The sequence below is a fragment of the Rhodococcus sp. DK176 genome, from assembly GCF_038447315.2.
In the GTDB taxonomy this organism is placed as follows: domain Bacteria; phylum Actinomycetota; class Actinomycetes; order Mycobacteriales; family Mycobacteriaceae; genus Rhodococcus_F; species Rhodococcus_F jostii_A.
On the sequence record NZ_CP118321.2, the window covers coordinates 7,198,125 to 7,214,943 of the forward strand.

The following is a 16,819-nucleotide window of genomic DNA, read 5'->3' on the forward strand; positions in this document are numbered from 1 at the left end:
GGCGCAGGCAGCGGGCAACGAAACGTCTCCCGTTTCCGGCGAGTTCATGGCAATCTGGTGGGCAGGTCCACTAGCTGACAAGGTTGGGTAGATGCTCAAGCTCCTCGGTGCCAAACAGTTGAGCAGTCGGGACGCAGCACACGTGCTCCGCGTTCTCGACGCCGATCCTGTCGCCGCCTGCATGGTTGCCGCTCGCGTAGAAGAGGGCGGCGTCGATCCCCGGATGATCCACGGAGAGTTGTGGAGTCGGGGCGGGCCGCTCGAATCGTTGTGCTTCTCGGGCGCGAATTTCGTGCCGCTGCGCGGCAGCATCGACGACATGCGGGCGTTCGCCGACCGAGCCTGTCGCACCCCGCGCATGTGTTCGTCGCTGGTCGGCCGGGCCGAACTGACGTTGCCGCTGTGGGAGATGCTCGAGATGGATTGGGGGCCTGCCCGCGAGGTCCGGCCCGACCAGCCGCTGCTGGCGCTGGCGAGTACCCCGCAGTGCCGCCCGGATCCGTTGGTCCGGCAGGTGCGGATGCACGAACTCGAGCAGTACCTGCCTGCCGCGGTCGCGATGTTCATCGAAGAGGTCGGCATCGACCCCCGCGCCAACGACGGCGGACGAGGGTACCGGCGCCGCGTCGCCAATCTCATCGCCGCCGGCCGGGCGTGGGCCAGATTCGACGACGGTCAGGTGGTGTTCAAGGCCGAGGTCGGATCGGTGTCCTCGCGGGTGGGGCAGATCCAGGGCGTCTGGGTGCATCCGATGTATCGCGGGCACGGGTTCGGGGCGGCGGGTACCGCGACGGTCGCGGAGGCCGTCATCGCCGAGGGCCGCATCGCCAGCCTCTACGTCAACAGCTTCAACACGGTGGCCCGCAGCGCGTACGCGCGCATCGGCTTCAGCCAGGTCGCGACGTTCGCCACAATTCTCCTGGACTGACTCGCTGTCCGCCTACCGTGTCGGCGGTGTCCGCCGACATACCATGGGCGGCGATGAACCTGCGGCCATATTCTCGCTTACGCGTCGTCCAGTCGATCGCCCTGTGCGGCGCCGCGGTGCTGACGGTGGGTCTCACGGCGTGTACGCCGAGACCGGACGGTCCGGAACCGGCCGCGCAGGCGTTTCTGACGGCCTTCGCCGAGCAGGACTCGGAGCAGGCCGCCGATCTGTCGGACCGCCCCGACGTCGCCCGCCAGGCCCTCGAGTCCGCGTGGACGTCGCTGCAGGCCGAGTCTCTCGACGCCCGGACGACGGACGTCCACGTCAGCGGTGACACGGCCACCGTCGGGTACACGTACGAATGGCATCTGCCGAAGGACCGGGTATGGACGTATTCGGGTGAACTCCAGATGGGGCGGCGCGGCGGCGACTGGGCCGTGCGGTGGAGTTCCACCAACGTCCATCCCCGGCTGGGTGATCGGCAGACGATGTCGCTGCGGTCCACTGCCGCGCCGCGGGCGCGGGTCAACGAGCATTCCGGGTCGGACGTCCTGGTGCCCGGAGTGGTGTACCGCGTGAAGCTCGATGCGGCGCAGTCGGGCAACGTGATCGGCAGTGCCCAGTCCCTGGCGTCGGCGCTCGCCACGTTCGACAACACGCTCACTGCGCAGTCGATCGCCGAATCGGCGACGGCGGTGAAGGGCGACTACCTCGTCACGAGGCTGCGGTCGGACGACTACGAACAGGTCGCCGGCGTGCTCGGCGCCATTCCCGGGGTGAGCGTGTCCGACGAGGCGGATCTCGTGGCCACCGACCGGAACTTCGCACCCGATCTGGTCGGTCAGGTGAAGAAGACCGTGATCGACGAGGTCGACGGCAAGGCCGGCTGGAGTGTGGTGACGGTCAACCAGAACGGGGTGGACACGGACGTGCTCACCGAGACGGCGCCGCAGACCTCCCCGTCGTTCTCGATCAGCCTCGACCGTCCCATTCAGATCGCGGCGCAGAACGCCGTCAATGCTCGCACCGATCAGACGATGATGGTCGTCATCCAGCCGTCGACCGGCGACGTCCTGGCCGTAGCGCAGAACAAGGCCGCGGACAGGGACGGACCGGTCGCGCTCACCGGCCTGTATCCGCCCGGTTCGACGTTCAAGATCATCACCGCAGGCGCCGCGATCTCCTCGGGCATCGCGACCCCCGACACGATGGTGCCGTGTCCGGGACGCATCGAGATCGGTGAGCGCAGCGTCCCGAACTACAACGAATTCGCGCTCGGCACCGTGCCGATGGCGACGGCGTTCGCCCGATCGTGCAACACGTCGTTCGCGAAACTCGCCAGCGAGATGCGGCCCGACGCACTGACGGTCGCGGCGTCGCAGTACGGAATCGGGCCCGACTACGAAGTGGTGGGCCTGCCGACCGACTCGGGTTCGGTGCCGCCGGCGGAGGACCTGGTGCAGCGAACCGAGGACGGGTTCGGGCAGGGCAAGGTGGTGGTCAGCCCGTTCGGGATGGCGTTGGCCGCCGCGACCATCGCACACGGTTCGACGCCCGTGCCGCGGTTGATCGCCGGACGGGAAACCACGATCGACGGCGAGCATCCCCAGATCAGCCCGGAGATGGTCGACGGGCTGCGCGGCATGATGCGTCTCGTGGTGACGAGCGGTACGGCGGAGCGGATCGAAGACCAGGGCGAGGTGTACGGCAAGACGGGTGAGGCGGAGGTCGAGGGCGGTTCGCACGCCTGGTTCGTCGGTTACCGCGGCGACCTCGCGTTCGCGACGCTGGTGGTGCGCGGTGGCAGTTCCGACAACGCCGTCGCCGTCACCCGCGACATGTTCGCCGCGCTGCCCGAGGGGTACTGACACCGACGCTGTCCACCGATCGGGGGACGCGGAATTCATCCTGTTCAGGGGCTGATCGGTGGACAGACGCTGCCGCCGGGGCGGTCCATAGTTGGTTGCAGACGAAAGAACCCGCACAGCCGGGATCGAAAAGCCAACGTGGACAGGAAGTCGGACCATGACCATCAGTGCGGAAATGAACCGCGTGGAGACAGCGAACGGCGCCCGGAGGGTGTTGTTCGTCGGGCGCCCGGGCGCCGGCACCGAGCTGACGCGGTGGGTTGCATTGCGGCAGTGGGCTTCCGACCGCGGAATGGAATCGATCAGCGAATGTGAGGGCGACGTCGTCTGCGCGATCGCGACCGAGGACGTCCTGGACGGACTCTGTTCGCCATCCGATGCGATGGCGATGCAGCTGGCGCGGGCTCGAGGGGTGCCCTGCGTCGGCGTTCGCGACGCACACGTTCTCGAGGATGCGATCTGACATGGGGTTCGAGATCATCGAACGCGGCGAGACCCTGGTGGCCGGTCTGCCCGTGCGAAGCCCCCAGCGGGCGTTGGGGAAATTGAGCGACCCTCGCCTGGACCGCGCATGGACGCGGGTGCTCCACCACGAGATCCGGGGACCGCTCGCGTCCACCTACATCGACTTCGCTCCCGACGTCGAGTCCTATTACACCCAGATCGTCGGCTACGAGTGCGCGACGGTGGACGACGCCACACGGGGTCACGTCATTTCGCGGATACCGCCCGGCACGTACGCCAAGTTCTCTTCGCGGGGAATGTTTCCCGACGTGATGCTGCGGCTGTGGGCGCAGGTCAGCGAGGCGGAGACGAACGGCGACATCGAGCGGACGTACACCGGCGACCTCGAAGCGTATCCCCACGCCTATGCCGTGGATCTGTACATTCCGATCCACGTGTACGAGTCCGGGGCGCCGTCGAGCGTAATGGGGTCGAGTGCGATGGGTGAGAAGCGATGATCGAGATCGTCAAGAGGCAGGCCGAATCATTTGTGGGCCTGACCATTCCCGAAGGCAAACCCGGACGTCCCGGGCCGGGCCGGGAACTCGTCGACTACACGCTGGAGCGGATCAGGGATCGGGGGAGCTCCGAGATCTTCGTCGTCTACGCGGCGTCCCCGCCGCCGCGCACGTTCACGGTCGTCGTCGGATACCCGTGCGATTCGACCGACAAGATGGAGCCCGGCGACGTCCTGGTCGGCGTGCGTTCCGGCTATTTCGCCCGATTCTGTTGCGAGGACGAATCGGAACCGGACGCGCTCGCCGAGACGTGGAGCGTCGCCGACTACGCGGCGGCGCGCGGCCGGATCGAACGCGCCTTCGCGGAAGACCTCGAGGTGCATCATCCGGACGGGTCCGTCGAACTGTTCCTCTCGCTGTGCTGAGCGGCGACCGGGCGGGTCACTCGTGCTCGGCGAGTTTCTCGGGGTCGATCTGGGGCCCGCCCTTGCCGAGCCTCTTGTTCACGAGGACGGTCCCGGCCCACAGCACGACACCGATTCCGAGGAGTACGCCCGCGATCTGGTATTGCACCGCGGGGCGGTCGGCGAAAGGAGTGACGAGGAAGCCGCACGTGAGTGCGCCGATGATCGGCAGGATGGTCGGTACCCGGAAATGCTTGTGCTCCACCGGTTGCTTGCGCAGGACGAGCACGGTGATGTTGACGATGGTGAACACGCCCAGCAGGAGCAGCGCGGTGGTACCGCCGAGTTCGGGGACTTCGCCGACGAACGTGATGAGGCCGAAGGCGAGGATCGTGGTGAAGACGATGGCAACGTACGGTGTGCGCCGCGTGGCGTGAACCTTGCCGAGCGGGGGAGGCAGGACGCCCTCGCGGCTCATGCCGTACAGCAACCGGCTCGCCATCAGCATGTTGATCAGCGCCGTGTTGGCGACAGCGAACATGGTGATGAATGCGAAGATCCCGATCGGGAATCCGGGCGCCCCGGCCTCAACGACCTTCAGCAGCGGGGTGTCACCCTCGCCGAGTTCGCTCACGGGCACGAGAGCGATCGCGGTGATCGACACGAACACGTAGATGCAGCCGGTGATGATCAGTCCGGTCAGCAGGACCTTGGGGAAGATGCGGCTCGGTTCCTTGCATTCCTCGGCCATGTTGACCGAGTCCTCGAACCCGACCATCGCGAAGAAGGCGAGGGCGGTGCCCGCGACGACCGCGCCGAGAGCGGATCGGTCGCCGGTGTCGAACGTGGCCACCCGGGAGAAGTCGCCGTCTCCGACGCCGAGGGCCCACAGCCCGATCATGATGATGATCAGGAGACCGGACAGCTCGACGCAGGTGAGCACGACGTTGGTCTTGACGCTCTCGCTGACGCCGCGGAAATTGACGAGACCCACCAGCGTCATGAAGCCGAGACCGAGCAGGGTGATGCCGATCCCGGTGGAGAAGTCGAGGTCGAACGCCTCGACGAAATTGGCGGCGAACGCCCGCGACGCCGTCGATGCGGACGTGATTCCCGAGCACATCACCGCGAACGCGACCATGTAGGTGAGGAAGTGCACCCCGAACGCCTTGTGCGTGTACAGCGCGGCGCCTGCGGCCTTCGGGAACTTGGTGACCAGCTCCAGATAACTGAATGCGGTGATGATCGCGACGACGAACGCCACCAGGAACGGCAGCCACACCGCGCCCCCGACCTGATTGGCCACCTTTCCGGTGAGCGCGTAGATGCCGGTGCCGAGGATGTCTCCGACGATGAACAGCAGGAGCAGCCCCGGGCCCATCACCCGCTTGAGGCTCGGCTGTTCGGGCGAATTCGAATCCGGTGCGTTCGAACTCGTGGCGTCCGCTGTCGATCCCATGATCCACCGCCTTTCGCTACCGCCTGCGTCCCTCGTTCGAGAGGACTGTGTTCGCTAGGGGAGCAGCCCGAGCCTGCGCGCGGTGACCACCGCCTCGTGCCGCGACCGTGCGTCGAGCTTGCTCATGGCACTGCGCAGGTAACTCTTCACCGTCTCGGGTCCCACCGAGAGGCGCTGTGCTGCTTCACTGTTGGTGCATCCCAGGGCCACGTGGGACAGGACGTCGATCTCGCGTGGGGTGAGGTGGACGCCGGGGTCCTCGTCGGCACTGTCGGCGTCCGGCCGCAGAATGCCCGCCAGTCGCTGCGACAGCCCGCGGAGGCGGGCCTGCAACGACGTGTCGGTGACGGTCTGCGCGACACTCCGCAGCTCCGCGTGGATGTCGCGGAGTTCCTCGGTGGTCGCGCCGCCGGCACCGCTCACGTCGAGCGTCTTCATCATCTCGAGGCGGCGATCGACCTCGTCCCGGATGGCGATCTCGGTGCCGAGGCGCCGGGACGCTGCGACGACGATGTCGGCGGTGCGGTCGCCGATCGGTGCGCAGTCGCGGATGGCGGCGTAGAGCACGGCGCGCGAGCTGCCGCGCACCATGACCGGCACCGCGAGGATGGACCGGAGCCCCTCACTGAGGACGGGCCGGTCGTAGTGGTGCGTGATGGTCGAGGAGCGGCCGTAGTCGTTGACCGCCACGGGCGTGCGCTGGGCGACGACGCGGCCGCCGAGACCGGAACGCGGCGGGATCGCGAGGCCCTTGAGGTTGTTGGTTCGGGTGCCGACGAACTCGCTCAGGTGCAGTGTGCCGTCCTGGACCTCGCCGCCGAACAGGACCGGCGCAACGCCGTGAGCTGCGATGGAGCGCAGCTCACCGCGAAGCGCGTCCCCGTCCCGAGGGCGCAGCAGCGACGGTGCACGAGCAACCAAGTCGGTCACCCCTTTCCGGGGGTAGTCACAGCGGTCTGTGAGCTAGATCATAACCGTAGTGAGTTCGGGCGACGGCCCGACTATCTGTCACGGGCCATGAGAGCACAAGGAGTACCGCATGACCACCGATCCCACCGCACGCGTGCGTGAGCTGCTGGACCAGTACGACACGCCGACGGCGTCCGCCGCGGAACTGCTGTGTGATCGACACCCCGCAGACGACGTGGCGTTCACCGTCGTCGAATCGGACCTGTCGTCGACCGACCTGACCTACGGCTACCTGCGCGAGCAGTCGACCCGATTCGCCGCCGCACTCGCCGACCTCGGCGTCGAGCCGGGCGATCACGTCGCGACGCTGATGGGCAAGTCGGCCGAACTGGTCGTCGCGCTGCTCGGCATCTGGCGCCGGGGCGCCGTCCACGTTCCCCTGTTCACCGCGTTCGCGCCGCCGGCGATCGCGTTCCGGCTGGGTGCCAGCGGAGCCAAGGTCGTCGTCTCCGACGCCAGCCAGCTCGACAAGCTGACCCCCGGCGAGGACCTCCCCGCGGACGCGTCCTGGCAGGTCGTCGTCGTGGGCGGGGCCGACTCCGGTGCTCTCGACTTCGGGGCGCTCGTGGAGTCGCACGACGCCGCGGATGTGAAGGGCGCGGCCGTCACGGTCGGCGGCGACGGCCCCCTCGTCCAGTTGTTCACCAGCGGCACGACCGGAACACCGAAGGGGGTGCCGGTGCCGCTGCGGGCGCTCGCGTCGTTCCACGCCTACCAGGAGTTCGGCCTCGACGTCCGCAAGGACGACGTGTTCTGGAACGCCGCCGACCCCGGCTGGGCGTACGGCCTGTACTACGCGCTGCTCGGGCCCCTCGCCGCGGGCACTCGCAGCATCCTGCTGCACGCCGGGTTCTCCGCGCCCCTCACCTGGCAGGTGATGGAGCGTTTCGGCGTCACCAACTTCGCCGCCGCGCCCACGGTCTACCGCAGCCTACGGGCCGACCCCACGCCGATCCCCGAGACGGTGAAACTGCGGCGCGCGTCGTCTGCGGGTGAACCGCTCACCCCCGACGTGATCTCGTGGGCCGAGGCCAACCTGGACGTGTTCGTCCGCGACCACTACGGCCAGACCGAGCACGGCATGTTCATCGCCAACTCCTGGGCCGACGGACTGCGGAACGAGGTGCGCGACGGGTCCATGGGCAAACCGCTGCCGGGGTGGGCGTGCGCCGTTCTCGAGGACGACTCCGACGCGATCGCGCCGCCGCGCACCCCGGGTCGCGTCGCGATCGACACGCACAGCAGCCCGCTGATGTGGTTCACCGGCTACGTCGACGCTCCGGAGAAGACCGCGCAGCGGTTCACCGCCGACGGTCGCTGGTACCTCACCGGCGACGCGGGGCAGACCGACGAGGACGGTTTCTTCTTCTTCTCCGCCCGCGACGACGACGTGATCATCATGGCCGGCTACCGGATCGGGCCCTTCGACGTCGAGAGTGTGCTCGTCATGCACGACGAGGTCGTCGAGGCTGCGGTCGTCGGGATGCCCGACGAGTTGCGCGGTGAGGTGCTCGAGGCGTTCGTCGTCCTGCGCGACGGCGTCGACGGGACCGACGAACTGGAGGTCGAACTGCAGACGCTGGTGAAGAAGAAGTTCGCGGCGCACGCCTACCCGCGCACCGTGCACTTCGTCCCCAACCTGCCGAAGACCCCCAGCGGCAAGGTGCAGCGGTACCTGCTCCGCCAGAAGTAGGCGGCTCCGCCGCCCGTGCGTGGTTGAGGAGTGTCAGGACTCGTCAACCACGCACGGGTGCGTCAGCGCCTGCGGATGCGGCCGACGACCAGCAGGGCGAGGAGGGTGACCGCCAGCAGGAGGGTGGTGTCGGCCGCGGCGAGGAAGACCCGACCGCGGTCGGTGAGCCCGAAGATGCTCACCGGCAACGTCTTCCAGGTTGCTGGATACACCATCACGGTGGCGCCCAGTTCGCCCATCGACAGCGCGATCGACAGGCCCGCGGCGGCGCCGAGTGCAGGCAGCAGGAGCGGCAGCGTGATCCGAAGCAGGACCCGGGTGGGACCGGCGCCGAGGGATTCGGCGGCCTGCCGGTAGGCCGGATCGAGCCGGTCCAGTGCCGCCGAGACGGCACTGAACGTGAACGCCAGGACGAGGATCGTGTGCGCCAGGAGGACGATCCACTTGGTTCCGCCGAGTAGGAGCGGCCGCGAGTTGAACGCGATCAGCAGACCCAGACCGATCGCCACGGACGGGATCGCGATCGGCAGGTGAAAGGCCGCGTCGGTGATGCGGCGCAACCACGCCGGCGCCTCACGCGCTGCCAGTGCCGCCCACGTCCCGACCACCAGTGCCAGTGCACCCGCGACGAACGCCGTCTGCAGGCTGACAGTGAGACTGGCGAAATTCTCGTCGGACAGTGCCGTCGTGAAGTTCCGGCCGCCGAGGTCCGACGGCAGCGGGCCCGTCCAGGACCCGGCCAGCGCGGCCGCGACCACGGTGGCGATCGGTGCCACGAACACGACGGTCACGACGACCGCGAACACGCCCACGATCAGGGCTCTAGACCTTCTCGTCCACAGCAGCACGGCTGCCTCCCGTCAGCGTGGCGAACACGAATCGGTATGTGCAGTACAGGGTCAGCGACAGCGCCACCTGGACGGTGGCGATCACGGCGGCGCCCGGCAGGTCGAAGGTGACGATGCCGCGCGTGTAGATCAGGACGGGCAACGTCACCACGTCCTTGGCGCCCGTGAACAGGGCGATGCCGAACTCGTTGAGGGTGAGCAGCAGCACCAGCGATCCACCCGCCAGCAGTGCGGGCCACGCCTCGGGCATCACCACGGTCCGGAGCACCCGCAGCGGCGACGCCCCGAGACTGGCGGCGACGTCGAGTTGTTCGCGGGGGATCTGGGTGAACGCGGCGAGCAGGGGGCGGACGACGAACGGGGTGAAGAACGTGACCTCCGCGGCGATCACCCCGAGTGGGGTGCCGAGGAAGTTCAGCGGTCCGTCGGCGGCGCCGGTGATCCGTGCGATCAGCGCGTTCACTGCCCCGGCGGTGCCGTAAAGGAACGTGAACGCCAGCGTGATCAGGAACGACGGAAGCGACAGCACCGCGTCGATCAGCCGTCCCACGACCTTCGATCCCGTGAACGGGACGAACGCCAGGACGAGCGCGAGGAACGTGCCGAGGATCAGGCAGCCGAGGGTGGAGAGGGCGGCGATCTGCACCGTCCGCCACAGGGCTGTGCGGAACAGTTCCGAGCCGAGCACCGCGGACCAGTTGTCCAGACCGGACCCGGTCTCGGAGGCGAGGGATTCGGTGAGTACCCGGGCCATCGGGTAGACGGCGAATCCGAGTACGAGCAGCAGGGGTGGGAGCGTCCACGCGATGCCTCGCCACCGGAACCGTTCGCGGGAGAGCGGTGCCGTCGCGGCGGGCGGACGCTCGAGAGTCGCGGTCACGTCGCCGGCACCAGGACGCTGCCGTCGGACGGGAACTGCACGCCGACGACGGTGCCCGGACCACGCTGGTCGTGACCGGACACGTCCGCGTGCACCTGCACTCCCTCGAAGTCGTCGACGGCGAGCGTGATCCGCGTGGTCGATCCCCGCCACACCGTCGAGACGATCCGCGCCGAGAACGAACCCCGCGTGCCGGGCGCCGTCAGTGTCACCGCGTGCGGGCGGACACACAGGAACGCGGGCAGGTCCGACTCCCACTCCACGTGTCCGATGTCGGGTTGCGGGGCGGTGGCGGTGACGGGCACGCCGCCCATCGACACGAGCGCCGACGTCCCGATCACCCGGGTGACGGTGCACGGCAGCAGGTTCGCGCCGCCGAGGAATTCCGCGGTGAAACTGCTCGGCGGCCGCTTCCAGAGGTTCTCGGCGGTGTCGATGTCGGCGAGCCGGGAGTTCCGCATGACGGCGATCCGGTCGGCCAGCGCCAGCGCTTCGCTCTGATCGTGCGTGACGTAGAGCATCGCGGTGTCGGGCAGCGCCGCCCGCAGCCGCGAGAGCTCACCGAGCATGCTCTCGCGCAGTTGCGCGTCGAGTGCGGCGAGTGGTTCGTCGAGCAGCAGAACCGAAGGCCGGATCGCCAGGGCTCGCGCGATCGCGATCCGCTGCTGCTGTCCGCCCGACAACTCGCGGGGCAGGCGGTTGCCATAGGCGGCCATGCCGACCATGTCGAGGGCCTCGGCCACCCGCGCGCCGATCTCCGCGCGCGGCACCCGATGGGAGCGGAGGCCGAACGCGACGTTGTCGGCCACCCGCATGTGCGGGAACAGCGCGTACGACTGCACCACGACGCCGATTCCCCGTTTCGCGGGCGGTAGGTCGGTGACGTCGCGGGATCCGAGCCGCACGGAACCCGAAGTGGGGCGGACGAATCCCGCGAGCGCCTTGAGCGCGGTCGACTTCCCGGACCCGCTGGGGCCGAGGAGGGCCACCGTCTCACCGCGGCCGACGCGCAGGTTGAAGTCGATCAGGGCGTGGGTGACGCCCTTGCCGCGGCCGTAGCCGACGGTGACGCGGTCGAACGTGATGGCCGGCGCGGAGAAATCGGTGGCTCCGCGAACCGCGGTGGTGTACGACGGGTCTGCCCGCCTGGCTGGAGTCCCGACACGATCAGCTCCCGGTGGCCTTCTGGTACGCGGCGACGTCCGAATCGAGTTCGGTGAGTACGTCGTTCCAGTTCGGCGACCACACCTGCACCCCCTGCAGTGCCCGCGCCGGGGCGCTCTCGCCCGCGGCGGCGCGCACGTCCTCGCGGACCGACATGCCGAGCGCATCGTCGGCGACGGTCTTCTGCGACTCCTCGGAGAGCAGGAACTCCATCAATTGCTTGCCCTGCTCGCTGCGCGGCGCCCCCTTGGCCAGACCCATCACGTACGGCAGGGCAACGGTGGTTCGGGTGCCGTCGGCGGCAGCGGGAAAGAAGAGGTCGAATGTCGAGCCGTCCTCGGCGATGGACGTGAGGTTCATCTGGACGTCACCGTTGGCCGCGAGCAGTTCGCCGTTGCTGACCTTCGGCTGTAGCTTGCCGGTCGAGGACGACGGTCCCACGTTGTTGACCTGCAGCTTGGTGAGATAGTCGAGTGCGCCGTCCTTGCCCATCAGGTGCTGCAGGAGCAACAGCACCGCGGTGCCGTCGCCGGCCTGGCCGGGGGTCGAGTACTGGATCTTGCCCTTGAACTGGTCGGACAGCAGGTCGTCCCAGGTGCGGGGAGCAGGCGAGGCCGCCGGGTTGGCGATGAAGGACAGGTAGTTCTCGACGACGGGAACGTGGTGACCGGCCGCGTCCTTCTCCGCCGCGGGAACCGCGGAGGTGTCGACACCGCTCGGAACGAGCAGCCCCTGGGAGTCGGCCTTCTGGATGAACGGCGGCAGCGTGACGACGACGTCGGCCTGCGGGTTCGACTGTTCCTTCTCGAGACGAGAGACGACTTCGCCGGATCCGGCCTCGACGAGGTTCACCGCGATCCCGGTCCGTGCGGTGAAGGCGTCGAAACGCGATTGGTACCAACCGGAGAGCCCGTCGGCGCTGTAGACGGTGACGGTGTCGGTGCCTGAATCGGCGGCGGTACCGGTTCCGCCGCAGGCGGTTCCGAGGGTGAGGACGGTCGCGGCCAGGGCGGCCGCGGCGATCCGGGGGCGAAGACGCATGACGGGTTCCTAACGATGAGGGAGACTGTGAAACGGAGCTTGCCGTTTGGTCTAGACCAGTGGCCCACTGCGAAGGGAACGGCAGGTGAACAATTGGTATAGACCATTTTTCGGGTACGCTCGGCCGCATGAACGACGACGGCAGCGCGTCCGGAGAGTCCGTGCTGATCGGCACCGTCACGCGATGACGGCAACGCCGAACGTCCCCAAGTACTACCGGGTCCGCACCGAACTCGAGTCGATCCTCACCGAGCTCGAGGTGGGGGACGCGGTGCCTGCGGAGCGGGAACTGGCCCTGCGGTTCACGGTGTCCCGCGAGACGGTGCGGCAGGCCATCCACGAACTGCTGGTCGAGGGTCGCGTCGAACGTCGCGGCCGCGGCACCGTCGTCGCCAGCCCGAAGCTCGTGCAGCCGCTGTCGTTGCGTTCCTACACCGAGGGTGCGGTCAGTCAGGGCCGGGTGCCCGGGCGCGAACTGGTGACCTTCGAGGAACTCGGTGCCGACGCGGACCTCGCCGAGGCGCTCGGTCTGGCGTTCGGCGCGGCGGTGATCCACCTCGAACGCGTCCTGCTCGCGGACGACGAGAAGATCGGGCTCGAAAGCACCCATCTGCCGGCAGACCGGTTCGGGGAGATGGCGCGCACGTTCGACCCGGGTACCTCGCTGTACGCGGCGATCCGCGAGACCGGCGTGGTGTTCGCGTCGGCGACCGAGCGGATCGAGACGGTGCTGGCCTCCCCGCGGGAGGCCGCGCTGCTCGACTCGACCACCGCGATGCCGATGCTGCGGCTCCATCGTGTCTCGCTCGACACCGACGGCGTCCCGATCGAACGGGTGCGTTCCCTCTACCGCGGCGACCGGATCGCCTTCCTCACCACACTGCGGGAGTGATGTCGACGCGCACGACGGGTCCGGGGGCGTCCGGGTCGTGCTCGGGGCTAACCTGGTACCCATGTCTGTCCGCACAGCACTGAGCCCCGGAACCGTGTCGCCCGTCCTCGCCGTACCGGCGGGGATCGAGCGTCCCGAGTACGCGTGGAAGCCCACGGCGAAGGAAGGCAACGAGCCGTGGGTGCAGACCCCGGAGACCATCGAGGCCATGCGGGTGGCGAGCAAGATCGCGGCGCAGGCCCTGCAGGAGGCCGGTAAGGCGGTGGCGCCGGGTGTCACCACCGACGAGCTCGACCGCATCGCGCACGAGTACATGATCGATCACGGCGCCTACCCGTCGACGCTCGGCTACAAGGGTTTCCCCAAGTCGTGCTGCACGTCGCTGAACGAGGTGATCTGCCACGGCATCCCCGACTCGACGGTGATCCAGGACGGCGACATCGTCAACATCGACGTCACCGCGTACATCGGCGGCGTGCACGGGGACACCAACGCCACGTTCCTCGCCGGGGACGTCGCCGAGGAGAACCGGTTGCTGGTGGAGCGGACCCACGAGGCGACGATGCGTGCCATCAAAGCGGTCAAGCCGGGCCGCGCGCTCAACGTCATCGGCCGCGTCATCGAGTCGTACGCGCACCGCTTCGGCTACGGCGTGGTCCGCGACTTCACCGGACACGGCATCGGCACCACTTTCCACAACGGCCTCGTCATCCTCCACTACGACGAGCCCTCCGTGGACACGGTCATCGAACCCGGCATGGTGTTCACGATCGAACCGATGATCAACCTCGGCGACATCGGCTGGGAGATCTGGGACGACGACTGGACCGTCGTCACCAAGGATCGCAAGTGGACGGCTCAGTTCGAGCACACCATCGTGGTCACCGAGACCGGCAACGAGATCCTCACCCTGCCTTGAGCGAGAGCAGGTGGAAGGGCGCCCTGCTCGTCGCCGGCACCACGTCCGACGCGGGCAAGAGTGTGCTCGTCGCGGGACTGTGCCGGATGCTCGCGCGGCGAGGTGTCCGGGTGGCGCCGTTCAAGGCGCAGAACATGTCGAACAATTCCGTCGTCACGCTGGACGGCGGCGAGATCGGCCGGGCGCAGGCTCTGCAGGCCGCGGCCTGCGGACTCGAGCCGAGTGTCCGCTTCAACCCCGTCCTGCTGAAACCGGGGAGCGACCGCACGTCGCAACTGGTGGTGCGCGGCCGCGCGGTCACGTCCGTCGGCGCCCGCGACTACATCGAGCATCGGCAGCACCTGCGTGCGGTGGTGGCCGAGGAACTGGCGTCGCTGCGCGCCGACTACGACGTCGTGATCTGTGAGGGCGCGGGGTCACCCGCCGAGATCAACCTGCGAGCCACCGACCTCGCCAACATGGGGCTCGCCCGGGCCGCCGGCCTGCCGGTGATCGTCGTCGGCGACATCGACCGCGGTGGAGTGCTCGCCCACCTGTTCGGCACCGTGGCGGTCCTCGGACCGGACGACCAGGCGTTGATCGCGGGATTCGTGATCAACAAGTTCCGCGGCGACGTGTCGTTGCTGGGGCCGGGCCTCGAGCAGCTGACGGCCGTGACGGGACGCCCGACGCTCGGGGTGATTCCCTTCGCCGAGGACCTGTGGCTCGACGCGGAGGATTCGCTCGGTGTCGTGGGGGACGCCCCGGTCGGACGTCCGGCGCCACCGATCGGCGACGACTGGCTGCGGGTGGCCGCGATCCGCCTGCCCCGCATCTCCAATTCGACGGACGTCGAGGCGCTCGCGTGCGAACCCGGGGTGTCGGTGCGCTGGATCACCAATCCGTCGCGGCTGCAGGACACCGACCTGATCGTCCTGCCCGGGAGCAAGTCGACCGTGTCGGATCTGGAGTGGTTGCGCCGCAACGGCATCGCGGATGCGATCGCAGCGCATGCGAAACGCGGCGGTCCGGTGCTCGGCGTGTGTGGCGGCTACCAGATGCTCGGGTCCGTGATCGTCGACGACGTCGAATCCGGCCGGGGTGCGGTGCCCGGTCTCGGACTGCTCGACCTCGAGGTGGAGTTCGCCCCGGACAAGGTGCTCGCGCAGGTGCGCGGCAACGCCCACGGAGTTCCGGTGTCCGGGTACGAGATCCATCACGGCCGGGTGCGGCGCAACGGCGACCAGCCCCTGCTCCACGCGAGCAGCGGCGCCGCGGAAGGCAGTATCCGCGGCGCCGTCTACGGCACGCACTGGCACGGACTGCTCGAGACCGACCGTTTCCGCCGCCTCCTGCTGGACGATGTGGCCGAACACGCGGGGAGAACCGGTTTCGTCACCGCACCCGACACGGATGTCGCCGCGATCCGGACCGCTCAACTCGATCTGTTGGCGGATCTGGTGGAGCAGAACCTCGATCTCCGCGCCCTGGAGGACCTCCTCGGCGCAGGCGCCCCGGAAGGCCTCCCGGCCATCGCGTCGACCCTGGTGAGTTAGGCCGTCGCGCGGCGGACGAGCGCCCACGCCGCGACGATCCCCGCCGCCGCGACCAGTGCCGGCAGCCACACCATCGGCACCGACCGGGGCGCGTCGGCGAACCAGTGGCCGATGTCCGGCCACCACTTCTGCAAGGTGATCACGACGACGGCGCCTTCGCGTGGCGCGTCGGTGTCCTCGTCGAGGACGATCCGTCCCTTGTCGATCAGGATCACGTGTTCGATCAGGTCGCTGACCTCGTCGATGAGGTGTGTGGAGAGCACGACCGTGCGCGGGTGTTCGGCGTAGTCGACGAGAAGCCGGTCGTAGAAGAGGTGCCGTGCCACCGCGTCGAGGCCGAGATACGGCTCGTCGAACAGGGTGAGCGGTGCGCGGGAGGCCAGACCGACCGTCACACCCAGCGCGGACGTCATCCCCCGCGACAGCTTCTTCACCTTGCGGCACAACGGAAGATCGCAATCCTCCAGCAGTGTCTGTGCGAACTCCTCGTTCCACTGGGGGAGTAGGTGCCGTGCGGTCGCGAGGACGTGCCCGACCTTGAAGTCGTCCGGGTACTTCTGGCTCTCCTTGACGAAGCACACGTCGGTGAGTGCCCGGGAATTCTCGTGCGGAGCGTGACCGAAGATCTCGACCGCGCCCGAAGTCTGGAACTCCTGGCCGGTGAAGATCTGCATGAGCGTGGTCTTGCCGGCGCCGTTGCGGCCGAGGAGGCCGTAGATCTTGTTCTCCTGCAAGGAGAAGTCGATCCCGTCGAGTGCGACGAAGTCGCCGAATCGCTTGCCGAGGCCCCGCGCCGAGGCGACCGTCTTCGTGTCGAATGCTGTGCCGATCATCGTGCTCCCTCCCGTTGGTCGAGCATGGCCTCGAGTTCGGCGATGCTGACGCCGAGTTTGTCCGCTTCGGTGACGAGCGGGTCGATGAACTGGCGCGCGAACCGCTCGCGTCGCCGGAAGCGCAGCGCGTTCCGGGCACCGGAGGTGACGAACATTCCGATTCCCCTCTTCTTGTAGAGGATCCCGTCGGCGACGAGCTGATTCAGTCCCTTGGCTGCGGTCGCCAGGTTGATCCCGTGGAATGCGGCGAGCTCGTTCGTGGACGGCACCTGGCCTTCCTCGGGAAGGGTTCCGTCGATGATCGAGTTCTCGATGAGTTCTGCGATCTGCTGGAACAGCGGTCTGCCGTTGTCGATCATCGACGCCCGCCTCGTCGGTTGATCGGTTCATTACTCATGTAATGAACCATGGAACCATGGAGGTC

At 68.2% G+C, this 16,819-nt stretch carries 17 protein-coding genes; 9 read left to right on the forward strand and 8 right to left on the reverse strand.

Annotation, left to right across the window (positions count from 1 at the left end):
- Positions 1-91 precede the first annotated feature (91 nt).
- The 5 genes from PSR88_RS33485 to PSR88_RS33505 all read left to right on the forward strand — a co-directional run bounded on the left by PSR88_RS33485 (position 92) and on the right by PSR88_RS33505 (position 4,183).
- Entirely contained in the window at positions 92-928 is an 837-nt protein-coding gene (locus tag PSR88_RS33485; RefSeq protein WP_009479750.1) for a GNAT family N-acetyltransferase, read from the forward strand.
- 53 nt (positions 929-981) lie between these two features.
- Positions 982-2,796, forward strand: coding sequence for a penicillin-binding transpeptidase domain-containing protein (locus PSR88_RS33490; RefSeq protein WP_011598436.1), 1,815 nt, complete (start codon positions 982-984; stop codon positions 2,794-2,796).
- Positions 2,797-2,953: 157 nt separating this feature from the next.
- Positions 2,954-3,259: a hypothetical protein gene (locus tag PSR88_RS33495; protein WP_009479752.1), complete on the forward strand. Its 306-nt coding sequence runs from the start codon at positions 2,954-2,956 to the stop codon at positions 3,257-3,259.
- 1 nt (position 3,260) lies between these two features.
- On the forward strand, positions 3,261-3,758 hold the full coding sequence (locus PSR88_RS33500; protein ID WP_011598438.1) for a GyrI-like domain-containing protein: 498 nt from the start codon (positions 3,261-3,263) through the stop codon (positions 3,756-3,758).
- The gene (locus PSR88_RS33505; RefSeq protein WP_011598439.1) at positions 3,755-4,183 is read left to right on the forward strand and encodes a hypothetical protein; all 429 of its coding nucleotides are present in this window, start codon (positions 3,755-3,757) and stop codon (positions 4,181-4,183) included. The genes PSR88_RS33500 and PSR88_RS33505 overlap by 4 nt, the downstream gene beginning before the upstream one ends.
- A gap of 16 nt (positions 4,184-4,199) precedes the next feature.
- Here PSR88_RS33505 and PSR88_RS33510 read toward each other — a convergent pair whose 3' ends face one another.
- Together PSR88_RS33510 and PSR88_RS33515 are read right to left on the reverse strand one after the other, a co-directional pair.
- Entirely contained in the window at positions 4,200-5,621 is a 1,422-nt protein-coding gene (locus PSR88_RS33510; protein ID WP_009479755.1) for an APC family permease, read from the reverse strand.
- Positions 5,622-5,675: 54 nt separating this feature from the next.
- Positions 5,676-6,551, reverse strand: a complete 876-nt coding sequence (locus tag PSR88_RS33515; protein WP_009479756.1) for a LuxR C-terminal-related transcriptional regulator — start codon at positions 6,549-6,551, stop codon at positions 5,676-5,678.
- A gap of 109 nt (positions 6,552-6,660) precedes the next feature.
- Between PSR88_RS33515 and PSR88_RS33520 the strand changes: the two genes are divergently transcribed.
- Complete coding sequence (locus PSR88_RS33520) at positions 6,661-8,283, forward strand: AMP-binding protein (protein WP_016880165.1); 1,623 nt, start codon at positions 6,661-6,663, stop codon at positions 8,281-8,283.
- 62 nt (positions 8,284-8,345) lie between these two features.
- On the opposite strand, the gene PSR88_RS33525 is transcribed toward PSR88_RS33520, so the two are convergent.
- Genes PSR88_RS33525 through PSR88_RS33540 form a run of 4 tightly spaced genes read right to left on the reverse strand, consistent with a single transcriptional unit; the run spans position 8,346 to position 12,216 of the window.
- Positions 8,346-9,131, reverse strand: coding sequence for an ABC transporter permease (locus tag PSR88_RS33525; protein WP_037195581.1), 786 nt, complete (start codon positions 9,129-9,131; stop codon positions 8,346-8,348).
- On the reverse strand, positions 9,106-10,011 hold the full coding sequence (locus PSR88_RS33530; protein WP_016880166.1) for a 2-aminoethylphosphonate ABC transporter permease subunit: 906 nt from the start codon (positions 10,009-10,011) through the stop codon (positions 9,106-9,108). The genes PSR88_RS33525 and PSR88_RS33530 overlap by 26 nt, the downstream gene beginning before the upstream one ends.
- Positions 10,008-11,219 (reverse strand): ABC transporter ATP-binding protein, encoded by a 1,212-nt coding sequence (locus tag PSR88_RS33535; RefSeq protein WP_051004101.1) that lies wholly within the window; start codon positions 11,217-11,219, stop codon positions 10,008-10,010. Before PSR88_RS33535 ends, PSR88_RS33530 begins: the two co-directional genes overlap by 4 nt.
- Positions 11,179-12,216, reverse strand: coding sequence for a 2-aminoethylphosphonate ABC transporter substrate-binding protein (locus PSR88_RS33540; protein WP_016880168.1), 1,038 nt, complete (start codon positions 12,214-12,216; stop codon positions 11,179-11,181). The genes PSR88_RS33535 and PSR88_RS33540 overlap by 41 nt, the downstream gene beginning before the upstream one ends.
- Positions 12,217-12,400: 184 nt before the next feature.
- Between PSR88_RS33540 and PSR88_RS33545 the strand changes: the two genes are divergently transcribed.
- The 3 genes from PSR88_RS33545 to PSR88_RS33555 all read left to right on the forward strand — a co-directional run bounded on the left by PSR88_RS33545 (position 12,401) and on the right by PSR88_RS33555 (position 15,562).
- Positions 12,401-13,108, forward strand: a complete 708-nt coding sequence (locus tag PSR88_RS33545; protein ID WP_016880169.1) for a GntR family transcriptional regulator — start codon at positions 12,401-12,403, stop codon at positions 13,106-13,108.
- A 61-nt stretch (positions 13,109-13,169) separates the two neighbouring features.
- Positions 13,170-14,027 (forward strand): type I methionyl aminopeptidase, encoded by an 858-nt coding sequence (map, locus tag PSR88_RS33550; protein WP_016880170.1) that lies wholly within the window; start codon positions 13,170-13,172, stop codon positions 14,025-14,027.
- Positions 14,024-15,562 (forward strand): cobyric acid synthase, encoded by a 1,539-nt coding sequence (locus PSR88_RS33555; RefSeq protein ID WP_016880171.1) that lies wholly within the window; start codon positions 14,024-14,026, stop codon positions 15,560-15,562. The genes map and PSR88_RS33555 overlap by 4 nt, the downstream gene beginning before the upstream one ends.
- On the opposite strand, the gene PSR88_RS33560 is transcribed toward PSR88_RS33555, so the two are convergent.
- Both PSR88_RS33560 and PSR88_RS33565 read right to left on the reverse strand, forming a co-directional pair.
- Positions 15,559-16,395 (reverse strand): ABC transporter ATP-binding protein, encoded by an 837-nt coding sequence (locus PSR88_RS33560; protein ID WP_237723768.1) that lies wholly within the window; start codon positions 16,393-16,395, stop codon positions 15,559-15,561. The genes PSR88_RS33555 and PSR88_RS33560 overlap by 4 nt on opposite strands.
- On the reverse strand, positions 16,392-16,754 hold the full coding sequence (locus tag PSR88_RS33565; protein ID WP_016880172.1) for a GntR family transcriptional regulator: 363 nt from the start codon (positions 16,752-16,754) through the stop codon (positions 16,392-16,394). Before PSR88_RS33565 ends, PSR88_RS33560 begins: the two co-directional genes overlap by 4 nt.
- Positions 16,755-16,819: the final 65 nt, after the last annotated feature.